This window comes from Pseudomonas sp. ANT_H4, from assembly GCF_008369295.1.
Lineage (GTDB): Bacteria > Pseudomonadota > Gammaproteobacteria > Pseudomonadales > Pseudomonadaceae > Aquipseudomonas.
Genome location: NZ_VOBG01000022.1, coordinates 46,608 through 65,850 on the forward strand (window position 1 = coordinate 46,608; position 19,243 = coordinate 65,850).

The window sequence follows — 19,243 nt, forward strand, 5'->3', positions numbered from 1 at the left end:
AGTTCTAAGAACATAACCAAACGATCTGCAAGTTTTTCCCGCGCCATCCCACATCACTCCCATAAGCGCTGCGGGGAGCAGCGTTATGGAGTTTCCTTGGGGGGAGCCAATGTGAGCCAGTTTATCCGTGTGCCGCTTCGAACCTTTGCCCTGGTGCCGTTGGCCAGTCTGTTTTTATCCTTTGCCGCCAGCGCCGAAGATGCGCGTCAGGTCTATCACATCGCGCCCGGCCCGCTGGATGAAGTGCTGCTCAATATCAGCCGGCAAAGTGGCCAGGTGATTTCCTTCACCCCGCAACTGGGCAGCTATTCCTCGGCCAGCGTCGACGGTTCGTTGTCTGCGCAACAAGCGGTGGACGCGGCCTTGAAGGGCACCGGCCTGCAAGTTCAAGTCAGCCCGGACGGCGCTTTCATCATCAAGGAAGGCGCCGCGAAAAGCGTCCAAGCCACCAGCAATGTCCAGGCACAAACCACTGCTGCACAGGCGCCAACCCTGGACCGCGTGGTCGCCATCGGCACCCGTCGCAGCGATGCCACGGCTCTGACCAGCAGCGCGCCGGTGGACGTGATCAATGCCGAAGAACTCAAGCAAACCGGTGCCACCAGCCTCAACCAGGCGCTGTTCCAACTGCTGCCCTCGTTCAACTTTCCACAGAACCAGAGCGCCACCCGTGGCCAGAATCCCAAGGGTGCCTCCCTGCGCGGCCTGTCGCCGGACCAGACCCTGGTGCTGATCAACGGTAAGCGTCGCCACGCCTCGGCGGTGGTCAATATCTCCGGTGGCGTGCCGTTCATTGGCGCGCAGCCGGTGGACCTGGACATGATCCCCATCAGCGCCATCGACCACGTCGAAGTGCTGCGTGACGGCGCCTCGGCCCAGTACGGTTCCGATGCGGTAGCGGGTGTGGTCAACATCGTTCTCAAGGAGCGAGACAGCGGCGGCCAGCTCAATACCCAGCTGGGCCAATACGCCCAGGGCGACGGCTTCAGCAAGACCACCGATGGCTGGTACGGCTTGGGCCTGCCGGGTGACGGTTTCCTGACCCTGAGCTTCAACAGCCTCAACAACAAACCCACCGATATCGGTGATAAATACGTCGCCGACGGCCAGTTGCAAGACCCGCGCTGGGGCGGCGCCGGGCGCGACAAATACAACCTGGCGGCCAACGCCGAGATTGGCCTGAGCGACCAGTGGCGGCTCTACAGCTTTGCCACCTTCGGCCAGGACAAATCGGTGAACAACACGCCACCGCTGCTGGCCAGTAACCCGAACAACGTGCCGGGGATCTACCCCAACGGCACCATCCCCAAATACCGTTACCGCTATGAAGACGGCGCCTTCACCATCGGCAGCCGCTACGAAGACGACAGCCTGGGCCGCTTCGACCTGAGCGCCACCTATGGCCGCGACAAACACGATGAACTGGCCTTCAACACCGTCAACCCCAGCTATGGCCTGAACAGTCCGACCAAATTTGACGTCGCCACGCTGATCAACGAACAGACCAACATCGGCCTGGATTACGCCAAGGACCTGGACGTCAACTGGTCCAGCCACCCACTGACCGTTTCGGCGGGCATTGCCTACCGCAATGAAAAGTATCGGCTGGAGGCGGGCGACTACGATTCATACTCCTACGGCGGTATCGATGGCGTGCAAGTCGGTGCGGTGCAGGCGTCCGGCCTGACCCCGGACGATGCCGGGACCTACACCCGTGATGTGGGCGGCGTGTACTTTGGCCTGGAAAACCAGATCACCGACAAGTTTCAGGTGGGTATTGCCGGCCGTACCGAGCACTACTCGGACTTTGGCTCGGCCACCACCGGCAAACTCTCGGCGCGGTATGACTTCACCCCGCAAGTTGGCCTGCGGGCCACGGTGAACAATTCCTTCCGCGCACCGACACTGGGCCAGATCGGCACGTCGTGGACCACCACCACCAACGTCGATATCAACGGCAACCCGGTGCTGACCCGCATGCTACCGGCCGACAACCCGGCCGCCCGAGCCCTTGGTGCGCAACCGCTCAAGCCCGAGAAGTCCACCAACTACTCGTTGGGCCTGGTGCTGCGCCCCACCGAACAAACCTCGCTGACCATCGACGCCTACCAGATCGCCATTCGTGATCGCCTGCTCTACAGCGGTGGTATTTCCGGACCGCGTGCCGAACAGATCCTCAAGGACGCAGGTTTTGGCCAGTACACCTGGGCGCAGTTCATGACCAACGCGGCCAATACTCGCACCCGTGGCGTCGATATCGTCGGCAAATACAACCTCGATCTGGCGCAGTACGGCGGCCTTAGCCTGTCGGCGGGTTACACCAGGGCCAAGACGACTATCGAGAAGGTCCACGAGAACCCCAACGGTTTTGACGTGCTTACCCGCGAGGCCCGCGGCTTCCTGGAACACGGTTACCCCGAAGACAAACTGGTACTTGGCGCGACCCACAAGATCGGCCAGTGGACCATCGCCCTCAGCGAAACCCGCTACGGCAAATACCGCAAATACGCCGCCTCCGAAGCCAACGCCCAGTACGACCAGACTTTTGGCGCGCAATGGAACACCGACCTGGACGTGAACTACGCCTTCACCAAGCAACTGCGTCTATCGGTGGGCGCCAACAACCTGTTCGACAGCAAACCCGACGACTTCAATACCCGCCTGCGCCAGACCCCGGGCCAGCAGTACAGCTACCTGTCGCCGTCGGCGCCGGAAGGGGCGTTTTACTACTCGCGGCTCAGTTATGACTTTTAACCCATAGAGCACTTGTGGCGAGCGGGCTTGCCCCTCGCCACAAGGCGTCTGTAAATCACCGAACAACGACGAGGTTGACGATGACCCACCTGAAAAAGCTCCTGAGCGGCAGCCTCCTGGCCTTGAGCCTGCTGTCCCAACAAACCCCCGCCGCCGAGCCTGCCAACCCCATCCACTTCGGCGACATCACTTGGGAAAGCGGCAGCCTGATCACCGAAGTCCTGCGGCTGATCGTCGAAAAAGGCTACGGCTATCCCACCGATACCTTGCCTGGCAGCACCGTGAGCCTGGAAGCCGCCCTAGCCAAGGACGATATTCAGGTGATCGGCGAAGAGTGGGCCGGGCGCAGTCCGGCTTGGGTCAAGGCCGAAAGCGAAGGCAAGGTGTTTGGCCTCGGCGACACGGTCAAGGGCGCCACCGAAGGCTGGTGGGTGCCGGAATACGTGATTAAGGGCGACGCCGAGCGCGGCATCAAGCCCTTGGCGCCCGAGCTGAAATCCGTCGCCGACCTGGCACGCTACAAAGACGTGTTCCGCGACCCCGAAGACCCGACGCGCGGGCGCTTCCTCAACAGCCCCACTGGCTGGACCTCGGAGATCGTCAACAGTCAGAAACTCAAGGCTTACGGCCTGACTGACAGCTTCGTCAACTTTCGCACCGGCTCTGGCGCGGCGTTGGATGCCGAGGTCGCCTCGTCGATCCGCCGTGGCAAACCGGTGCTGTTCTACTACTGGTCGCCGACGCCGCTGCTGGGGCGTTTCAAGTTGATCAAGCTCGAAGAGCCTGAGTTCAACGCCCAAGCCTGGAAAACTCTGGCCGACGCCAACAACCCTAACCCACAAGGCACCCGCTCAATGCCGGCGCGTTTGGCGATTGGTGTCTCGGCGCCGTTCAAGGCCAAGTACCCGGAACTGGTGACGTTCTTTGAAAAAGTCGACCTGCCGATTGACCTGCTCAACGGCATCCTTGGGCAGATGAGCGAAAAACGTCAGCAGCCCCGGCAAGTGGCTCTGGCATTTTTGAAGGAGCAACCACAGGTGTGGCAGCAGTGGGTGCCAGCGGATGTGGCGACGAAGGTTAAAGGGAGTCTCTGATGTTGAAGGTTTTTGCTGCAACCCTGTTGTCATTGTTCGCCGGCCAACTGCTGGCCGCCGAACCCGCTCAACTGCGCATCGGCTACCAGAAAAGCTCCGTCAGCATGGTCCTCGCCCGCGAGCACAAGTTGCTGGAACAGGCGCTGCCCGGCACCCAGGTGCAATGGATCGAATTTCCCGGCGGCCCGCAACTGATCGAGGCCTTGAACGGCGGCAGCCTGGACATCGGCAACATCGGTGACATCCCGCCGATCTTCGCCCAGGTCGCCGGTATTGATGTGCAGTACATCGGCGTCGAGCCCAGCGACGGCAAGACCGAGGCGATCATCGTGCCCAAGGCCAGCACCGTGCAGTCCCTGGCCGACCTCAAGGGCAAACGCGTGGCCCTGCTCAAGGGGTCCAGCGCTCATAACCTGTTCCTCAAAAGCCTGGTAAAGGCCGGGCTGAAACTGACGGAGGTGAACCTCGTCTACCTGTCGGCAGCTGACGGTCGTGCCGCCTTTGAACAGGGCAAGGTCGACGCTTGGGTGATCTGGGACCCGTACTACTCGGCGGTGTTGCTGGACGGTTCGGCGCGGTTGCTCAGTGACGGCCAGGACTTGAATCCCAGCGGTACGTTCTTCATCGCCAACGGCAAGTTCGCCAAACAGCACCCGACGGCCATCGCGCCGATTCTCAAGGTGTTCGGCCAGGCCCAGCAACTGTCGCTGACCCAGCGTGACGACAGCATCGACCGCATGACCCAGGCCCTCGGCCTGCAACGGGCGGTGGTGGAAAGCTACTTCAATCACCGCGCCAGCCAGCCGATCCATTCGCTGGGGCCGACTGATATCGCCAACCAGCAGCGCACCGCCGACCTGTTTTTCGCCAATGGCCTGATCCCGAAAAAGGTCGACGTGCAACAGATCGTCTTCAAGGCCCCGTAACTTATCTGTGAGCAGACCATGCAACCGATCTACATCGATTTTCTCAACGGCCTGGACATTGATGCCCTGGAACTGAGCAACGACGAAATTCTCACCGCCATTGAAACCAGCCTGGCGATCCAGGGCCGTGGCGAGGCGGTGATCGAACCGCGCACGCACCTGATTCCCGGTGGCGAGGTTAACGGTCACTTCAATGTGCTGCGCGGCGTATTGGGCGGTGATATCGGCTATGCCGGCGTCAAAGTGGTGGGGGATTTTGTCGACAACTACCGCAAGGGCCTGCCGTCGGAGCTGGCGATTCTCAACCTGCTGGACCCGGCTACTGGCGTGCCCAAAGCAATCCTCGACGCCTCGGCCATTACCGACATGCGCACCGGCGCAGTCACCGCCATCGGCGCCAAATACCTGGCCCGGCCGGACAGCAAAGTCCTCGCCCATATCGGCGCGCGAGGCACGGCGTACTGGAACGTGCGGCTGCTGGATCACCTGTTCGATTTCGAGGAGATCCGCGTGCATTCGCGGCGCAGCGAGAGCCGCGAAGCCTTCGCCGAACGCCTGCGCCGCGACCTTGGCAAGCCGGTAATTGTCACCGACGATTGGGAGTCAACGGTGCGTGGCGCCGACATCGTGGTCGAGGCTTCGCGCCTCGAACAGCCCGAGCCATTGTTGCGCACCGAGTGGATCAAACCTGGCGCTTTTGTGGTGCCCTACGGCACCATGAGCGCGGTGGAGTTGTCGCTGACCGACATCATGAGCAAGCAGGTGGTGGACGATTGGGGCCAGTGCAAGGGCGGTTTGTTCGGTTCGTTGCGGGCGCATGTTGATGCCGGGAAACTCAGCGCCGAGACCTTGCACGCCGAGTTGGGGCAGATTGTCGCTGGCTTGAAAAGCGGCCGGGAAAACGCCGAAGAAACCATCCTGTTCTGGCATCGAGGTTTGAGCCTCAGCGACATCGCCCTCGGCCATGCGCTGCTGGAAAAGGCCAAGCGTCTGGGCATCGGCCAGCGGTTGCGGTTTGCATGATTCACGTTGATCCAAGTGGGCTGGCGCTGGCGGATCTGCTCGATATCGCCTTGCGGGATACGCCGGCAGCCCTCAGCCATGAAGCCCGCCAGCGTATCGATGCCGGGCACCAACTGCTGCTCAAACTTGCTGCCGAGGGCCAGCCGATCTACGGCGTGACCACCGGCCTCGGCGCGGCGGTGGATGTGCAGGTGCCTCTGGACGATCCGCTGTTGCAAGCGCGCATCCCGTTGGGACGTGCCGTGGGCGTTGGGCGTTTGGCCAATCGTCAGGAGTTGCGGGCAATCATCACCGCACGCTTGGCGGGGCTGGCTCAGGGACGTTCGGGGATTTCCCCGGCAGCGGCTGACAGTCTGCTGGCTTTGCTCAATGCCGGGATCGAGCCTGAGGTGCCGTTGCTGGGTTCCCTCGGTGAGAGCGATCTGGCACCGCTGGCGCACTTGAGTCTGGCGCTGTTGGGCGAGGGTTGGGTGCGATGTGATGGGGAGCGAATGCCTGCCGACCAGGCGCTGCAACGCTATGGGCTGCAACCGGCGCGACTGATAGGCAAGGATGGCCTGGCGCTGGTGTCGGCGAATTCGGCCAGTGTCGGCCTTGGCGCGTTACTTGTTGCCGAGACCGATCGGGCGTTGCAGGCGTTGTTGGCAGGCATCGCACTGTCCTGTGAGGGCTATCGCGCCAACCTCAGTCCGTTCCAGCCCTGGGCCTCGCGGTTGCGTCCGGCGGCCGGGCAAACCGAGCAGTCGGCGGCGTTGTTGCGGCTGCTGGAGGGTGGTGAGTTGGCCGCCAACCCGCGTCGTCTGCAAGACCCGTTGAGCTTTCGTTGTGCCATGGTGGTTCAAGGCGCGGCGCAGCAAACGTTGCAGCAGTTGCGTGAACAGATTGAGCTGGAACTGGCCAGCGGTGCTGACAACCCGGCGTTGATCAGCGAAGAACAGCAAGTGCTGGCGACGGCTAATTTCGACAGCACCCATCTGGCGTTGGCGGGAGAGGGATTGGGGTTGGCGCTGAGTCGCGTGGCGGCTTGTTCGGCTGAACGGGTTGCCAAGTTGTTGTCACCGACCTCCAGTGAGTTACCACGCTTTCTGGTCAGCCAACCCGGCCATGTCGGCATGGCGGCGTTGCAACGTACCAGCGCAGCGTTGCTGGCCGAGATAGGGCACTTGGCCAACCCGCTGCCGGCGGTGAGCGTGCCGGTGGCGGATCGCGTTGAGGATTATGCCGGGCAGGCCTTGGCGGTTATTGAGAAGACGCGCCAGCTTACTCAGCGTGTGTTGTGGCTGGCCAGTATCGAATTGATCGTGGCGGCGCAGGCGGTGGACCTGCGTGGCACGGTTCGATTAGGGGAGGGCGCCGAGCATATCCATCGGGCCGTTCGCAGTCAGGTGGCCCACCTGGATCAGGATCGCTCGGGATCAGTGGATGTGCTGGCCTTGGCTGCGTTTATAGGCAGCGGCGCACTCCTCTGGTAATGGCATTTCAGGTCATGCCTTGGCCAATCCCCCCGCGACGTCGTCCTGGTCAACAACTATCAATGCGTTATTACAGATGCTGGCCGATTAATGGCCTTGCATAGCGCCAAGCCCTGTCTATGCTCACCCATAACCATTTATGTCGCTTGCCATATCAAGCGTTTTGAGTGGATTTCAATAGTGATCAACTATCACTATTGAAAATATGAATGAAACGAGTGCGCATGCCAAGGCGCCGGGAAAAAGGGAGTGGTGGTTTAAATGGATTTGCGTGTGTCGGTTGAAGCAGGCCCCAGACGGGGCCATCAAGAAAAGGATGACTTGATAAGAGTGTTGCCTCATGGACTCTCCGATTAACCATCACTTATCGATCGCCTGACACTTGTCCTGTCTCTGGACGACTGCGTTTGCCTGTTTTGTGGAAAGTGGTAGTGGGTCAAATACAAAAACTAACCGTCAATCAAAGACAGCGCTGAAGGTGATCCGATCATGTTTAACCGCCAACACAAATCCGCCCTGCTGGAAATCGAGCGTTTTTCCTGCGCGCTGACCGAGGCCAAAGCCAAGCTGGCGGCCATTAGCCGATCCATGGCGATGATCGAGTTCGATTGCAACGGCATGGTGCTTGATGCCAATGAGAATTTCTGCAAGGCCATGGGCTACAGCACTGAAGAACTCCGTGGCAAGCATCACCGGATTTTTTGTGAAGAGTCGTTCTACCGCAGCGACGCCTACGCCAAGTTGTGGCGAGACCTCGCCCGAGGCGAACCGATCAGTGGCACCTTTATGCGCTTGAATAAAAGCGGTCAGGAAGTGTGGCTGGAAGCCAGTTATATGCCGGTGATCGGCGCCGACAACAAGGTGCAGAGCGTAATCAAGGTGGCGTCGGACATCTCGGCACGGGTCCATCACGAACATGAGAACCAAAGCCTGATGGACGCCATCGGTCGCTCCATGGCGGTGATCGAGTTCACCCCGCAGGGCCAGATCATCAATGCCAACGAAAATTTTCTGAAGACGGTGAAGTACTCCCTCAACGAAATCGTAGGTCAGCACCACAGCATATTCTGTCATCGCAACGAAACCGATTCGCCGGCATACAAGGCGTTTTGGGCCTCTCTCAATCGCGGCGAATACCACTCTCATCGGTTTGAACGTAAGGACAAATACGGGCAGACGTTATTCCTGGAAGCCTCTTATAACCCGATCTTCGATGCTAGCGGGCGGCTGTACAAAGTGGTGAAGTTCGCCAGTGATATTACCGATCAAGTCACCACCCTGCGCACCGCCGCCGAGTCGGCCCACAGCACCTCGGTACAAAACGACGTCTGCGCCCGAAAAGGCTCGGAAGTGGTCCAGCAAACGGTGCAGATCATCGAAGAAATTTCCCGCGACCTCAACGAGGCGGCGCTGAGCATCGATGCGGTGAGTAAGCAGTCGGACATCATTGGCAGCATCGTCCAGACCATTCGCGGCATTGCCGATCAAACCAACTTGCTGGCACTCAATGCCGCCATTGAAGCAGCTCGCGCCGGCGAGCATGGCAGAGGCTTTGCGGTGGTGGCCGATGAAGTGCGCAGCCTGGCGGCTCGCACCAGTCAGGCGACCCTGGAGATTGTCGATGTGGTGCGCAAGAACCACGACCTGTCGTTGAGCGCGGTGTCGAGCATGCAGTCGAGCTTGAGTCGCACCGGGCTTGGCGTGGAATTGGCCAATGAGGCGGGGCAAGTGATTCTGGAAATTCAGGAAGGCTCACGGCATGTGGTGGATGCTATCAGTCAGTTCAACTCGACGTTGCAGTTGCAATAACCCCCTGCAGTTGTCGAGCCCAAGCGAGGCTATCAGATCAGCCCCCAGCACCAAGTTGCCCCCAACGCAGCCTCGCTGGGGCTCGACAGAGTCTCTACGGGAGACAGCGCATGTTCAGCTGCGATCAAATCGCCGCCAGGGTCTCTTTCACTGCCTGCACTTGCGGGTCGGCGGTTTTAGCCGCGATCTGTTCCGCAGTTTGTGCCTTCAAGCGGTCGGCCACTTCATTGGCAATCGAGGTCTGTTGCTCAATCGGCATGGATTTAACATCCTCTTCGGTCAGGCCCTTTTCCTTGAGGATCTGATCGCGAATACGCTCGGCCGGGGTTTTGGTCATGTACTCGTTGAAGTCCGCCCGAGCCTGGGTGCTGGCCTCGGTTTTTGGCGTGGCGGTGGTCTCTGGCGTGGTTTGCAGTTGTACGCGGGTCTTGGCAAAGGCTGCCTCGACGTTGTCGGCGGTGGTATCCTTGGCCTTTTGCGTAGCCTGTACCTGTGTGGCGGTGACGGCGTTCTGCACGTTTTGCATGACGCCGCTGTACAGCGCGCTGGCGGCGGCGTTGGCGGGGTCCATGTCGGAACGCTTGGATTGCTGAATCACTGAAGCAGCTTGGGTATTGACCAACATGATCGGGCACCTGTGAGTGTGGGCGGTGCGTCAGGTGGAGCAATTAGCGTGCCGAGGGGCAAATGCCCGGTTTACGGGCTGCGGTGCGGTGGTTGAGGCAACGTTTGTCCTGTAGACGGTCAAACATTGCCGGTGACAGGCAAGGCGCTTGGCGTCGATGCACAAGGCGTTGAGTCCTTTCATCGTGTAGTCCTTGTGCTTAGTTGTGACCGTCGAGGGCGAAGGTCTTGAAGCCAGGGCGTTGGCTGAGCTTTTCGTAGTAAGCGCTGACAGCAGGGTAGAACGGACGCGCCATGGGCGTCATCCGCCAGCGATGCACTGATAGTCCGATCAGGATGTCAGCGAGGGTGAAGTCTTCACCGGCCACGTAAGCCCCGGTTCGAATCAGCTGTTGTTCCAACAAGCCCATCTTGTCGTTCCAGCCACGTACGCCGGCGGCGATGCGTTGCGTGTCCTGGAAGTCGGGGTTGTTGCGCACCAGGGCGTGGAAGGCATAGCCCCAGGAGGGGTTGAGTTCGGTGGCTTGCCAGTCCATCCACTGCTCGACGCGTGCCCGCGCAGCCGGTTCGGTCGTCAGCAGGTCATGGCGTTGGTGCAGGCCCACCAGGTAGCGGCAGATGGTGTTGGATTCCCACAGCACGCCGTTTTCATCGAGGATCACCGGAACCTGGGCATTGGGGTTCAGGGCCAGGAATTCGGGCGACTGGGTTGGGGAGAAACCGATCCCCCAGTCCTCACGCTCGTAGGTGATGTCCAGTTCCTGGCAGGTCCACAGGACTTTTCGTACGTTGATGGACGAAGTGCGACCCAAGATTTTCAGCGTGTGTCCCATGGTGCTTCCCTGACAATGGTGAATTGGCAGCAGGCAATTTAGCAGGGACGTGGGATGGCAACGAGGTTGTTTAAGATCGTTCCCACGCTCTGCGCCACCAGTACGCAGGGGTTGAGTCATGCGCGATCGGCTTAGGTACTCTCGCGCACCATCAACTCAAACCCCATATCCACCACCGGCTTGGCAATTTTGTTACCCGCCAACAGCGTCAATAAATGCTCAGCTGCCCGTCGGCCAATGGCCTCCCGAGGCGTACTGATACTGCTCAGGCGCGGCACCATGAATGAGGACGCGGGCAGGTCGTTGAAACCCAATACTGCCACTTGTTCCGGCACCTTGATTGAGTGGCGCAGGGCTTCCAGCAGGGCGCCTTGGGCCAGGTCGTCGTTGCCGAAAAAGATCGCATCCACATCGGGATGGCTGGCCAGCATTTGCAGGAACAGTTCACCGCCCAGGCCAACGGATGACGGACGCGGTGTCAGCAGCTCCAGGTCTGGGTCATACAGCCTGGCCTGTTGCAATGCCCGGCGAAAGCCTTCGCCTCGCAGCAGGGTGCGCTGGTCCAGTTGCGCGCCGATGTAGGCCAAGCGCTTGCGGCCCCGCGAGATCAGGTGCTTGGCAGCGGTTTCGCCGGCGCTGGTTTGCGAGAAGCCAACGCAGTTCAAGCCAGCGCCAGGGTCCAGATCCATCATGTATACACATGGCACATTGCTCGACTCGACCATGCGGCGGGAGCTTTCGGTGCGATCAAATCCGGTCAGCAGCAAGCCACGCGGCTGATAGGCCATGTAGTTGCGCAGCAGGTTTTCTTCTTCGTCACGGGAGTAATGGGTGTTGCCAATCAGCACCTCAAAGCCTTTGGGCCGCAGCACCTGATGAATGGCTTCTAGGGTTTCGATGAACAACAGGTTGGACAACGACGGTACCAGCACCACCACCGACTGGCTCTGGGCCGAAGCCAGGGCGCGGGCGGCGGGGTTGACCACGTAGCTCAGCTCGGCGGCGGCCTTCTGCACTTTTTCCACCAGTTCGGTGGCCACGGTGCTGATACCGCGCAAGGCCCTGGAGGCGGTAATCGGACTGACACCGGCCAGGCGTGCAACTTCGTTGAGGGTGGGGCGTCCCGTCGTGCGGGTATTCTTATCGTTCTTGGAGGTCATCAGGCGGCTTGCCAAACAAAAATCGAGGCACTAAGGTAGCGCTGTCTCCAGAAGCCTGCAAATACTTGAGCGTCGGGTTGCCTGATCCTGTTTGAGTCCCTGGCGAGGATGCACGCGTCACTCCATAAAAATGACAAGAAGGCGCGGGAAAGCCTATTTTTGCATTAGTCTTACGGCTGGCAAAGGTAGCGCTGTCTGCGTCCTGAGGTGTTTCATGAGTCAACCTGTTACTGCCCTGGTGATCATGGGTGTTTCTGGCTGTGGCAAGTCCAGCGTCAGCGAGGCTTTGTGCCTGTTGAACGGCGCCACGGCCATCGAAGGCGATAGCTTTCATCCTGCCGCCAACATCGAAAAAATGAGCGCTGGTCACCCCCTCAACGACGACGACCGTGCCGGCTGGCTCGACATCCTCTGTGAGGAGCTGCGCCGTTCGCTTAAAGCTGGCGAGCATCCGGTGCTGACCTGTTCTGCCCTGAAGAAGAAATACCGCGACCACCTGCGCGAGGCTGCGCCGGGCCTGGGTTTTGTCTTCCTGGAGCTGACTCGTGAGGTCGCCGCCGACCGCGTCTCCCATCGCCCCGGCCATTTCATGCCAGCGAGCCTGATCGACAGCCAGTTTGCCACCCTCGAATCCCCGGTGGGCGAGCCGTTGACCCTGGCGCTGAATGCCAGCAAAGACAGCGTCGAGCAATTGGCCGAGCAAACCGATGCCTGGTGGCGCCAACACGGCTTTGAACCAATCAAATAATTTTTTGCCGGACAAGGTAGCGCTGTCCTGACGCAGGAAATTCAATACCCGCTTTAATAACAACAACAAACAGGAGACACCCCCCATGTTTGGCATGTCCCACGATTCCTACCTGCTGCTTGATGCAGTGGTCACCATTATCGGGTTGATCGTCTTGATCACTCGGTTCAAGTTCCATCCGTTCATTGCGCTGATCATCGCGGCAGGCTTCCTTGGTCTGACCTCGGGCATGCCTGTGGACAAGATCATCAAGGCGTTTCAGGACGGCTTCGGCGGGGTGCTTGGCTTTGTCGGGATTATCCTGGCGCTGGGTACGATGCTTGGCAAGATGATGGCCGAATCGGGAGGTGCTGATCAGATCGCCCAGACCCTGATCCGCGCCTTCGGTAAGGAGCGGGTGCAGTGGGCGATGATGTTTGCGGCGTTCCTAGTGGGCATCCCGCTGTTCTTCGAGATCGGCTTTGTGCTGTTGATCCCGCTGGTGTTTATCGTCGCCCGCCGCACCGGCGTGTCGCTGATCAAGATCGGTATCCCGCTGCTGGCCGGCCTGTCGGCGGTCCACGGGCTGGTGCCACCGCACCCGGGCCCGCTGCTGGCCATTGGCGTGTTTGGTGCCGATATCGGCAAGACCATTCTCTACGGCCTGATTGTCGCGCTGCCTACGGCGATCATTGCCGGCCCGCTCTACGGCACGTTCATTGCCAAGTACATCCCCGGCAACCCGTCCCAGGAACTGGTGGATCAACTGGCTCGCGAATCAGACTCCAAAACGCTGCCGAGCTTCAGCGTAACCCTGATCACCGTGTTGCTGCCCGTCTTCCTGATGCTGCTGAAAACCTTCGCCGACATTGCCCTGCCGGACGGCCATATCGTGCGCAACTGGATGGACATGATCGGCCACCCCATCAGCGCCTTGCTCCTGGCGTTGCTGCTGTCGCTGTACACCTTTGGCCATCGCCAGGGCATCGGTTCCAAACAGATTCTCAAGTTGCTCGACGCCAGCCTGGCGCCGACCGCAGCCATCATCCTGATCATCGGTGCAGGCGGCGGCTTCAAGCAGATGCTGGTGACCAGTGGCGTGGGTGACGTAATTGGCCATATGGCGGTGACAGCGCAGATCAATCCGATTCTGCTGGCGTGGCTGGTGGCGGCGGTGATTCGCGTGGCGACCGGTTCGGCGACGGTGGCGACCATTACTGGTGCAGGCATCGTGGTGCCGGTGGTGGGGATGGTGCCGGGGGTGAACCTGGAGTTGCTGGTGCTGGCGACGGGTGCAGGGTCGTTGATTCTGTCTCACGTCAACGATGCTGGGTTCTGGCTGGTCAAGCAGTACTTCAACATGACCGTGGCCGAGACCTTCAAGACCTGGACGGCGATGGAGACGATTCTGTCCATCGTGGCGTTGGGGTTCATCATGTTGCTGTCGTTGGTGGTGTAGGCCACATCAGCGAACCACTGTAGGAGCGAGCAAGCTCGCTCCTACATGTGTGTCAGGCGCCGGTTTTTTGCACGAGCCCATCCGCCCGGAACATCCCGCGAATCCCTCGTATCGCCTGGCGAATCCGGTCCTGGTTCTCGATCAGCGCAAAGCGCACATGATCATCCCCATACTCGCCAAAGCCGATCCCCGGTGATACGCAAACCTTCGCTTCCAGCAGTAACTTCTTGGCAAACTCCAGCGAACCCATCACCGCATAAGCTTCGGGAATCTTCGCCCAGACGTACATCGATGCCTTGGGGTTTTCCACCATCCAGCCCAACTCATGCAGGCCCTTGACCAGTACGTTGCGGCGTTGGCGGTACTGATCGGCAATGTCTTTCACACACTGCTGATCGCCTTCCAATGCAGCAATCGCGGCTACTTGCAGCGGGGTAAAGGTGCCGTAGTCGTGGTAACTCTTGATCCGTGCCAGGGCGTTGACCAGCTCCGGGTTACCGACCATGAAACCAATGCGCCAGCCGGCCATGTTGTAACTCTTGGACAGGGTGAAAAACTCCACCGCGATGTCCTTGGCGCCGGGCACCTGCATGATCGAGGGGGCTTTCCAGCCATCGTAGACGATGTCGGCGTAGGCCAGGTCATGCACCACCAGCACGTCGTACTGCTTGGCGAGGGCGATCACCCGTTCAAAGAAGTCCAGCTCCACGCACTGTGCGGTGGGGTTGGACGGAAAGCCCAGGATCATCATCTTCGGCTTGGGGATCGAACCGCGAATTGCCCGTTCCAGCTCGGCGAAAAAATCCACGCCGGGAATCAGCGGCACCGAACGTACCTGGGCACCGGCAATCACGGCACCGTAGATGTGAATCGGGTAGCTGGGGTTGGGCACCAATACGGTGTCGCCCTGGTCGAGGGTGGCGAGCATCAAGTGCGCCAGGCCTTCCTTGGAACCGATGGTGACGATGGCCTCGGTTTCCGGGTCGATGTCCACTTCATAGCGGTCCTTGTACCAGCGCGAAATCGCCCGGCGCAGACGCGGTATGCCTTTGGAAGTGGAGTAACCGTGGGTGTCTTCACGCTGGGCGACGGTCACCATTTTTTCCACGATATGCGGTGGAGTGGGGCCGTCGGGGTTGCCCATGCTCAAGTCGATGATGTCTTCGCCACGACGACGGGCGGCCATCTTCAGCTCGGCAGTGATATTGAATACGTAAGGGGGGAGTCGATCTATGCGCGCAAAGCGGCGCGGCGAACCTTGGTCTGCCATGTGTTGCCTCGAAGTACGTAAGCGCCCGGAACCGTCCGAGCGACGTCGGCCACTGCGGTGGCCTGCGGGCAGACGATACGGGCGATGATGGCCAGTTGTCCAGATGGCGCGATGAATATTTTGTGCTTTGAGTGAAACGCCTGTATGACCCTATACTCGGTAAGGCTTTATTCACTCATTGATGGAGACTGTTCAGATGAATCAACAGGCAAAGCTATCACTGGAACCGCGCATGGAAGAGGGCAAGGCCCTGGTGATCGCGGGTGTTGGCGGCCGTTACGGCAAGGCCACGATGGGGGATATTCCCAGGTTGTGGGAGTTGTTCGATAGCTGCATCAAGGGTATTCGTAAACGCGTTGGCGGCATGAGCTACGGCGTCTGCTACAACTCTAGGCACGATGAGTTCGATTACATCGCTGGGGTCGAAGTGCCTGCCAAGAGCGATGTGCCGAGCAACTTCCAGTCGATTGAAATTCCGGCCCACCGCTATGCGGTCTTCCCCCACTACGGCCCGGTGCAGGCACTTAAACAGACCTATGAGCGGGTTATATATGAATGGCTGCCAAGTTCTGGATACAAGGTCGTAGGGCCTGATTTTGAGCGCTATAGCGCCGACTTCAATGCAGATAAAGGCACTGGCACCGTGGAGATTTGGTTGCCGGTTGAAGCAAAGGCCTGAAACCGTGGCCAAAGATGATTTATGCTCTTTGGTCGTTTTCTCTCGAGTGACCCTTTGATGATCAGGCACTGTACTTTGCTCGACCTCACTGGCTGGCAGGCTCTGCGCGTTGCCCTGTGGCCGGGTTCGGATTCGGAACCGGGCAATGAGCATGAAATGCACACTCTGTTGAGCGCTCCAGACCGCTATCTTGTGCTGACTTTCAACGATGACAGCGGCAACGCCCTCGGTTTTGCCGAGGCGTCGATCCGGTGTGATTACGTCAACGGTACCAGTACCTCTCCGGTGGCCTTTCTCGAAGGTTTGTACGTAGTGCCAGCCAGTCGTGGTAACGGGGTGGCCCGGCAATTGGTGGCGGCTGTCGAACAGTGGGCCAGGGAAATGGGCTGCACGGAACTGGCCTCGGATGCGCTGCTGGATAACCAGGGGAGCCACGCCATGCATCAATCTCTGGGCTTCGCTGAAACCGAACGAGTGGTTTACTTCTTGAAGCCTTTGGGGGCGCCCGAGTCGGAGTAGTCGGGCTTTTACTCCTGAGCAAACACCCACGCCAGCCGGCGCTCATAGCCAATTCGTCCTTTGTAAGCCTCACCGCTATCTACCCAACCCTGCTGCAAATACAGCCCCATCGCCGCCACATTGTCATTGTCCACCGACAACTCCAGGGCCTTGATCTGCGGCCACGCCAATTGCGCTGCGGCGGGCAACGCCTGCAGGCAGGCTTTGCCAAACCCCTGGCCTTGCTGGCTGCGGTCGACTTGCAGGGCATGCAGGGTGGCGCTGTGTTCGTCGGCCCAATGGGGCAGGCAGGGCGGGCGTTTGAGCAGCAGAAAGGCGACGGGAATCTCGTCGGCCAACAGCGCGAAGCCTTTGATACCGGGGCTGGGGTTGACCAGCAGCGTGTTCAGCGCGCAGTAGATGTCGCCGGAATACGGTAGTTGCTCGGGATGGACTTCAAGGGCGCTCAGTTGCTGTTGCTGCACAGCGTTCAGCGTCTCATAGGCGACAAGGCGGGTTTCCATCGGCAGGGCATCCGAAATCCTACAAAGAAGCGCGGATTCTAGCGGGTTTGCCGTGAGCGCAATTATTTTTCACCGACTTGTCGATTTGCCGAATGCCCACTCGACTAAGGGTGTCTTCCGTGATTTTTTCCATAAAAGGAGCATCGCCATGAACACTGGCCGACACCCTTTGACATGGCAACCGGTGCGGGCTTGTTTGAGCTCAAACCCTGATCGTCGGGAATTCAGCCAACCCGCTCATCTGCAGCCATAGTTGATAGTCCGAAAACGGAGAATCTTATGAAGTACCTATGCCTGGTCTACAGCGACGAGCAGTTGCTTCACAGCTTGCCTGAAAGCCCGAATGATCCCGAATGCCAGGCCTATGCCGAATCGGTGCAAGGTAGCGGGCGGATGATTGCCGCCGAGGCGCTGGAGTCGGTCACGACAGCCACCACCGTGCGTATGCGCAACGGCAAGTTGTCGATCACCGACGGGCCGTTTGCCGAAACCAAGGAGCAACTGGCGGGCTTTTACCTTATCGACGCCAGGGACCTGAATGAAGCGATCCAGCTCGCCGGGGGCATTCCGGCGGCGCGGGTCGGCAGCGTGGAAGTACGCCCTGTGCGTGAATTGAATCTCTGAACAAAATAATCATAAAACTCAGGAGATTTACCCATGAGCACTCAACCCCAGGCGGGTGTACAGCCCGCCCAATTCGAATTATCCATCAGCCGCTTGATCGACGCGCCACGCCGCCGGGTGTTTCGCGCCTGGACGGAACCTGCGTTGTTGCAACAATGGTGGGGGCCCCATGGCATGACCACCCCCGAGTGCGAAATGAACCTGTGGGTCGGTGGGCTGTTTCGCACCCTGATGCGGGCCCCGGATGGCACCGAGTACCCGACCCAGGGCGTATTCCTGGAGATCGTTGCGCCACGGCGGCTGGTGTTCACCGACGCCTTCACTCCAGGCTGGATTCCGTCGGGCAAGCCGTTCATGACCGCCGAAGTGACCCTCGAAGAAGTCGCCGGTAAAACCCTCTACACCGCCCGGGCCATGCACTGGACCGAGGCCGACAAGCAGGCCCACGAAGCCATGGGCTTTCATGAGGGCTGGGGCCAGAGCCTGGATCGGCTGGTGACATTGGTCACTGAAGGCATGCTCGATTGACAGTCCAGGCCCAGGTTGAAGCGGTTTACCGCAGCGAGTCGCGGCGCATCCTCGCCACGCTGATTCGCTTGCTGGGCGATTTCGACCTCGCCGAAGAAGCCTTGCACGAGGCGTTCTTCGTCGCCGTCGAGCGCTGGCAGCAGGACGGCGTACCAGAAAATCCTCGCGCCTGGCTGGTGTCTACCGGGCGCTTCAAGGCGATTGACCGCTTGCGTCGACAGGCACGGTTAGCCGCGTCCCAGACGCTGCTGCTGGCCCAGGCCGAAGCGCTGGAAGAGGCCGACTGGAGCGCTGAAGACGTGGAAGACGATCGCCTGCGCCTGATCTTCACCTGCTGCCACCCGGCGCTGGCGGCGGATGCTCAGGTGCCGCTGACCTTGCGTGAAATCTGCGACCTCACCACCGAGGAAATCGCCCGAGCCTTTCTCGTTTCGCCGGCCACCATCGCCCAGCGTATCGTGCGGGCCAAGGGCAAGATTCGTGAGGCCAGGATTCCCTATCAAGTGCCGTCCCTGACCGAATTATCCGAACGCCTGGACAGTGTATTGCGGGTGATTTACCTGGTGTTCAACGAAGGTTATTCGGCATCCATGGGCGCGGACTTGACCCGTGATGACCTGACCCGCGAAGCCATTCGCCTAGGGCGGTTGTTGATGGAGTTGCTGCCGGAACCGGAAGTCATGGGCTTGCTGGCGCTGATGTTGCTCCACGAATCCCGGCGCCCGGCGCGTACCTCGGCAAGCGGTGAGTTGGTGCTGCTGGACGAACAGGACCGTTCATTGTGGGACGCGTCCTTGATTGCCGAAGGCTGTCTCCTGGTGGAGAAGGCGCTGACCACCCGGCGTTTCGGGCCTTACTGCCTGCAAGCGGCAATTGCCGCCGTGCACGCTGAAGCCTTGAGCGCCGCCGTGACCGATTGGCCGCAGATTGTCGGGCTTTACGACGTACTGCTCAGGGCTATGCCGTCGCCGGTGATCGAACTCAACCGCGCGGTGGCGCTGGCCATGCGCGACGGGCCGTTGGCGGGGTTGCGGCAAGTCGATGGGGTTTTGGCGCGTGGGAAATTGCTGGACTACCACCTGGCGCATTCGGCACGGGGGGAGTTTTGTCGGCAGTTGGGGCGGGTGGAGGAGGCAAGGGTGGCCTTTGAGCGGGCTCTGGAACTGACCCAGCAAACACCGGAGCGGCGATTTATCGAGCGGCGTCTGATGCAACTGAACATGGATGATCGCCTGTAGA

17 protein-coding genes and 2 pseudogenes are annotated in these 19,243 nt (G+C 60.1%); 14 read left to right on the top strand and 5 right to left on the bottom strand.

Annotated features, from left to right (window positions below):
• Positions 1–111: 111 nt before the first annotated feature.
• From FQ182_RS22910 to FQ182_RS31035, 7 genes and pseudogenes are all read left to right on the top strand, one after another.
• Positions 112–2,754, top strand: coding sequence for a TonB-dependent receptor (locus FQ182_RS22910; RefSeq protein ID WP_149413802.1), 2,643 nt, complete (start codon positions 112–114; stop codon positions 2,752–2,754).
• Between the two features lie 80 nt (positions 2,755–2,834).
• Positions 2,835–3,848 (top strand): ABC transporter substrate-binding protein, encoded by a 1,014-nt coding sequence (locus FQ182_RS22915; RefSeq protein WP_149413803.1) that lies wholly within the window; start codon positions 2,835–2,837, stop codon positions 3,846–3,848.
• Positions 3,848–4,774 carry an aliphatic sulfonate ABC transporter substrate-binding protein gene (locus FQ182_RS22920; protein WP_149413804.1) on the top strand — a complete coding sequence of 309 codons (927 nt, stop codon included), beginning with the start codon at positions 3,848–3,850 and terminating at the stop codon, positions 4,772–4,774. Before FQ182_RS22915 ends, FQ182_RS22920 begins: the two co-directional genes overlap by 1 nt.
• A gap of 18 nt (positions 4,775–4,792) precedes the next feature.
• Positions 4,793–5,797: an ornithine cyclodeaminase family protein gene (locus tag FQ182_RS22925; protein WP_149413805.1), complete on the top strand. Its 1,005-nt coding sequence runs from the start codon at positions 4,793–4,795 to the stop codon at positions 5,795–5,797.
• Complete coding sequence (hutH, locus tag FQ182_RS22930) at positions 5,794–7,269, top strand: histidine ammonia-lyase (protein ID WP_149413806.1); 1,476 nt, start codon at positions 5,794–5,796, stop codon at positions 7,267–7,269. Before FQ182_RS22925 ends, hutH begins: the two co-directional genes overlap by 4 nt.
• Before the next feature lie 489 nt (positions 7,270–7,758).
• Positions 7,759–8,535: pseudogene (locus FQ182_RS31030) on the top strand (PAS domain-containing protein); the annotation flags it as partial.
• A 123-nt stretch (positions 8,536–8,658) separates the two neighbouring features.
• Positions 8,659–9,078: pseudogene (locus tag FQ182_RS31035) on the top strand (methyl-accepting chemotaxis protein); the annotation flags it as partial.
• A gap of 124 nt (positions 9,079–9,202) precedes the next feature.
• Here the strand turns inward: FQ182_RS31035 and FQ182_RS22940 are convergent.
• The 3 genes from FQ182_RS22940 to FQ182_RS22950 all read right to left on the bottom strand — a co-directional run bounded on the left by FQ182_RS22940 (position 9,203) and on the right by FQ182_RS22950 (position 11,698).
• The gene (locus tag FQ182_RS22940) at positions 9,203–9,703 is read right to left on the bottom strand and encodes a hypothetical protein (protein WP_149413808.1); all 501 of its coding nucleotides are present in this window, start codon (positions 9,701–9,703) and stop codon (positions 9,203–9,205) included.
• Between the two features lie 199 nt (positions 9,704–9,902).
• Complete coding sequence (locus tag FQ182_RS22945) at positions 9,903–10,535, bottom strand: glutathione S-transferase family protein (RefSeq protein WP_149413809.1); 633 nt, start codon at positions 10,533–10,535, stop codon at positions 9,903–9,905.
• Positions 10,536–10,666: 131 nt separating this feature from the next.
• On the bottom strand, positions 10,667–11,698 hold the full coding sequence (locus FQ182_RS22950; RefSeq protein ID WP_178114509.1) for a LacI family DNA-binding transcriptional regulator: 1,032 nt from the start codon (positions 11,696–11,698) through the stop codon (positions 10,667–10,669).
• A 211-nt stretch (positions 11,699–11,909) separates the two neighbouring features.
• On the opposite strand from FQ182_RS22950, the gene FQ182_RS22955 reads away from it, so the two are divergent.
• Together FQ182_RS22955 and FQ182_RS22960 are read left to right on the top strand one after the other, a co-directional pair.
• Positions 11,910–12,443, top strand: coding sequence for a gluconokinase (locus FQ182_RS22955; RefSeq protein WP_149413811.1), 534 nt, complete (start codon positions 11,910–11,912; stop codon positions 12,441–12,443).
• Between the two features lie 85 nt (positions 12,444–12,528).
• A complete protein-coding gene (locus FQ182_RS22960) occupies positions 12,529–13,881 on the top strand; it encodes a GntP family permease (RefSeq protein WP_149413812.1) in 1,353 nt (450 codons plus the stop codon).
• A gap of 52 nt (positions 13,882–13,933) precedes the next feature.
• On the opposite strand, the gene alaC is transcribed toward FQ182_RS22960, so the two are convergent.
• A complete protein-coding gene (gene alaC, locus FQ182_RS22965) occupies positions 13,934–15,151 on the bottom strand; it encodes an alanine transaminase (RefSeq protein ID WP_149413813.1) in 1,218 nt (405 codons plus the stop codon).
• 196 nt (positions 15,152–15,347) lie between these two features.
• On the opposite strand from alaC, the gene FQ182_RS22970 reads away from it, so the two are divergent.
• Together FQ182_RS22970 and aac(6') are read left to right on the top strand one after the other, a co-directional pair.
• Positions 15,348–15,830 carry a GyrI-like domain-containing protein gene (locus tag FQ182_RS22970; RefSeq protein WP_149413814.1) on the top strand — a complete coding sequence of 161 codons (483 nt, stop codon included), beginning with the start codon at positions 15,348–15,350 and terminating at the stop codon, positions 15,828–15,830.
• A gap of 57 nt (positions 15,831–15,887) precedes the next feature.
• Positions 15,888–16,349, top strand: a complete 462-nt coding sequence (gene aac(6'), locus FQ182_RS22975; RefSeq protein ID WP_149413815.1) for an aminoglycoside 6'-N-acetyltransferase — start codon at positions 15,888–15,890, stop codon at positions 16,347–16,349.
• Between the two features lie 8 nt (positions 16,350–16,357).
• On the opposite strand, the gene FQ182_RS22980 is transcribed toward aac(6'), so the two are convergent.
• Positions 16,358–16,852 (bottom strand): N-acetyltransferase, encoded by a 495-nt coding sequence (locus FQ182_RS22980; protein ID WP_149413816.1) that lies wholly within the window; start codon positions 16,850–16,852, stop codon positions 16,358–16,360.
• A 279-nt stretch (positions 16,853–17,131) separates the two neighbouring features.
• On the opposite strand from FQ182_RS22980, the gene FQ182_RS22985 reads away from it, so the two are divergent.
• The 3 genes from FQ182_RS22985 to FQ182_RS22995 are packed head-to-tail and all read left to right on the top strand — an operon-like array spanning position 17,132 to position 19,242.
• Entirely contained in the window at positions 17,132–17,476 is a 345-nt protein-coding gene (locus FQ182_RS22985) for a YciI family protein (RefSeq protein WP_149413817.1), read from the top strand.
• Positions 17,477–17,509: 33 nt separating this feature from the next.
• Positions 17,510–18,004 (top strand): SRPBCC family protein, encoded by a 495-nt coding sequence (locus FQ182_RS22990; protein WP_149413818.1) that lies wholly within the window; start codon positions 17,510–17,512, stop codon positions 18,002–18,004.
• Positions 18,001–19,242 (top strand): RNA polymerase sigma factor, encoded by a 1,242-nt coding sequence (locus tag FQ182_RS22995; RefSeq protein ID WP_149413819.1) that lies wholly within the window; start codon positions 18,001–18,003, stop codon positions 19,240–19,242. The genes FQ182_RS22990 and FQ182_RS22995 overlap by 4 nt, the downstream gene beginning before the upstream one ends.
• Position 19,243 lies beyond the last annotated feature (1 nt).

Excerpts from the sequence above, each read along its gene's own strand:
- FQ182_RS22915 (WP_149413803.1), top strand. The coding sequence starts at position 2,835 with ATGACCCACCTGAAAAAGCTCCTGAGCGGCAGCCTCCTGGCCTTGAGC.
- FQ182_RS22920 (WP_149413804.1), top strand. The coding sequence starts at position 3,848 with ATGTTGAAGGTTTTTGCTGCAACCCTGTTGTCATTGTTCGCCGGCCAA.
- FQ182_RS22925 (WP_149413805.1), top strand. The coding sequence starts at position 4,793 with ATGCAACCGATCTACATCGATTTTCTCAACGGCCTGGACATTGATGCC.
- hutH (WP_149413806.1), top strand. The coding sequence starts at position 5,794 with ATGATTCACGTTGATCCAAGTGGGCTGGCGCTGGCGGATCTGCTCGAT.
- FQ182_RS22940 (WP_149413808.1), bottom strand. The coding sequence starts at position 9,703 with ATGTTGGTCAATACCCAAGCTGCTTCAGTGATTCAGCAATCCAAGCGT.
- FQ182_RS22945 (WP_149413809.1), bottom strand. The coding sequence starts at position 10,535 with ATGGGACACACGCTGAAAATCTTGGGTCGCACTTCGTCCATCAACGTA.
- FQ182_RS22955 (WP_149413811.1), top strand. The coding sequence starts at position 11,910 with ATGAGTCAACCTGTTACTGCCCTGGTGATCATGGGTGTTTCTGGCTGT.
- FQ182_RS22960 (WP_149413812.1), top strand. The coding sequence starts at position 12,529 with ATGTTTGGCATGTCCCACGATTCCTACCTGCTGCTTGATGCAGTGGTC.
- alaC (WP_149413813.1), bottom strand. The coding sequence starts at position 15,151 with ATGGCAGACCAAGGTTCGCCGCGCCGCTTTGCGCGCATAGATCGACTC.
- FQ182_RS22970 (WP_149413814.1), top strand. The coding sequence starts at position 15,348 with ATGAATCAACAGGCAAAGCTATCACTGGAACCGCGCATGGAAGAGGGC.
- FQ182_RS22980 (WP_149413816.1), bottom strand. The coding sequence starts at position 16,852 with ATGGAAACCCGCCTTGTCGCCTATGAGACGCTGAACGCTGTGCAGCAA.
- FQ182_RS22985 (WP_149413817.1), top strand. The coding sequence starts at position 17,132 with ATGAAGTACCTATGCCTGGTCTACAGCGACGAGCAGTTGCTTCACAGC.
- FQ182_RS22990 (WP_149413818.1), top strand. The coding sequence starts at position 17,510 with ATGAGCACTCAACCCCAGGCGGGTGTACAGCCCGCCCAATTCGAATTA.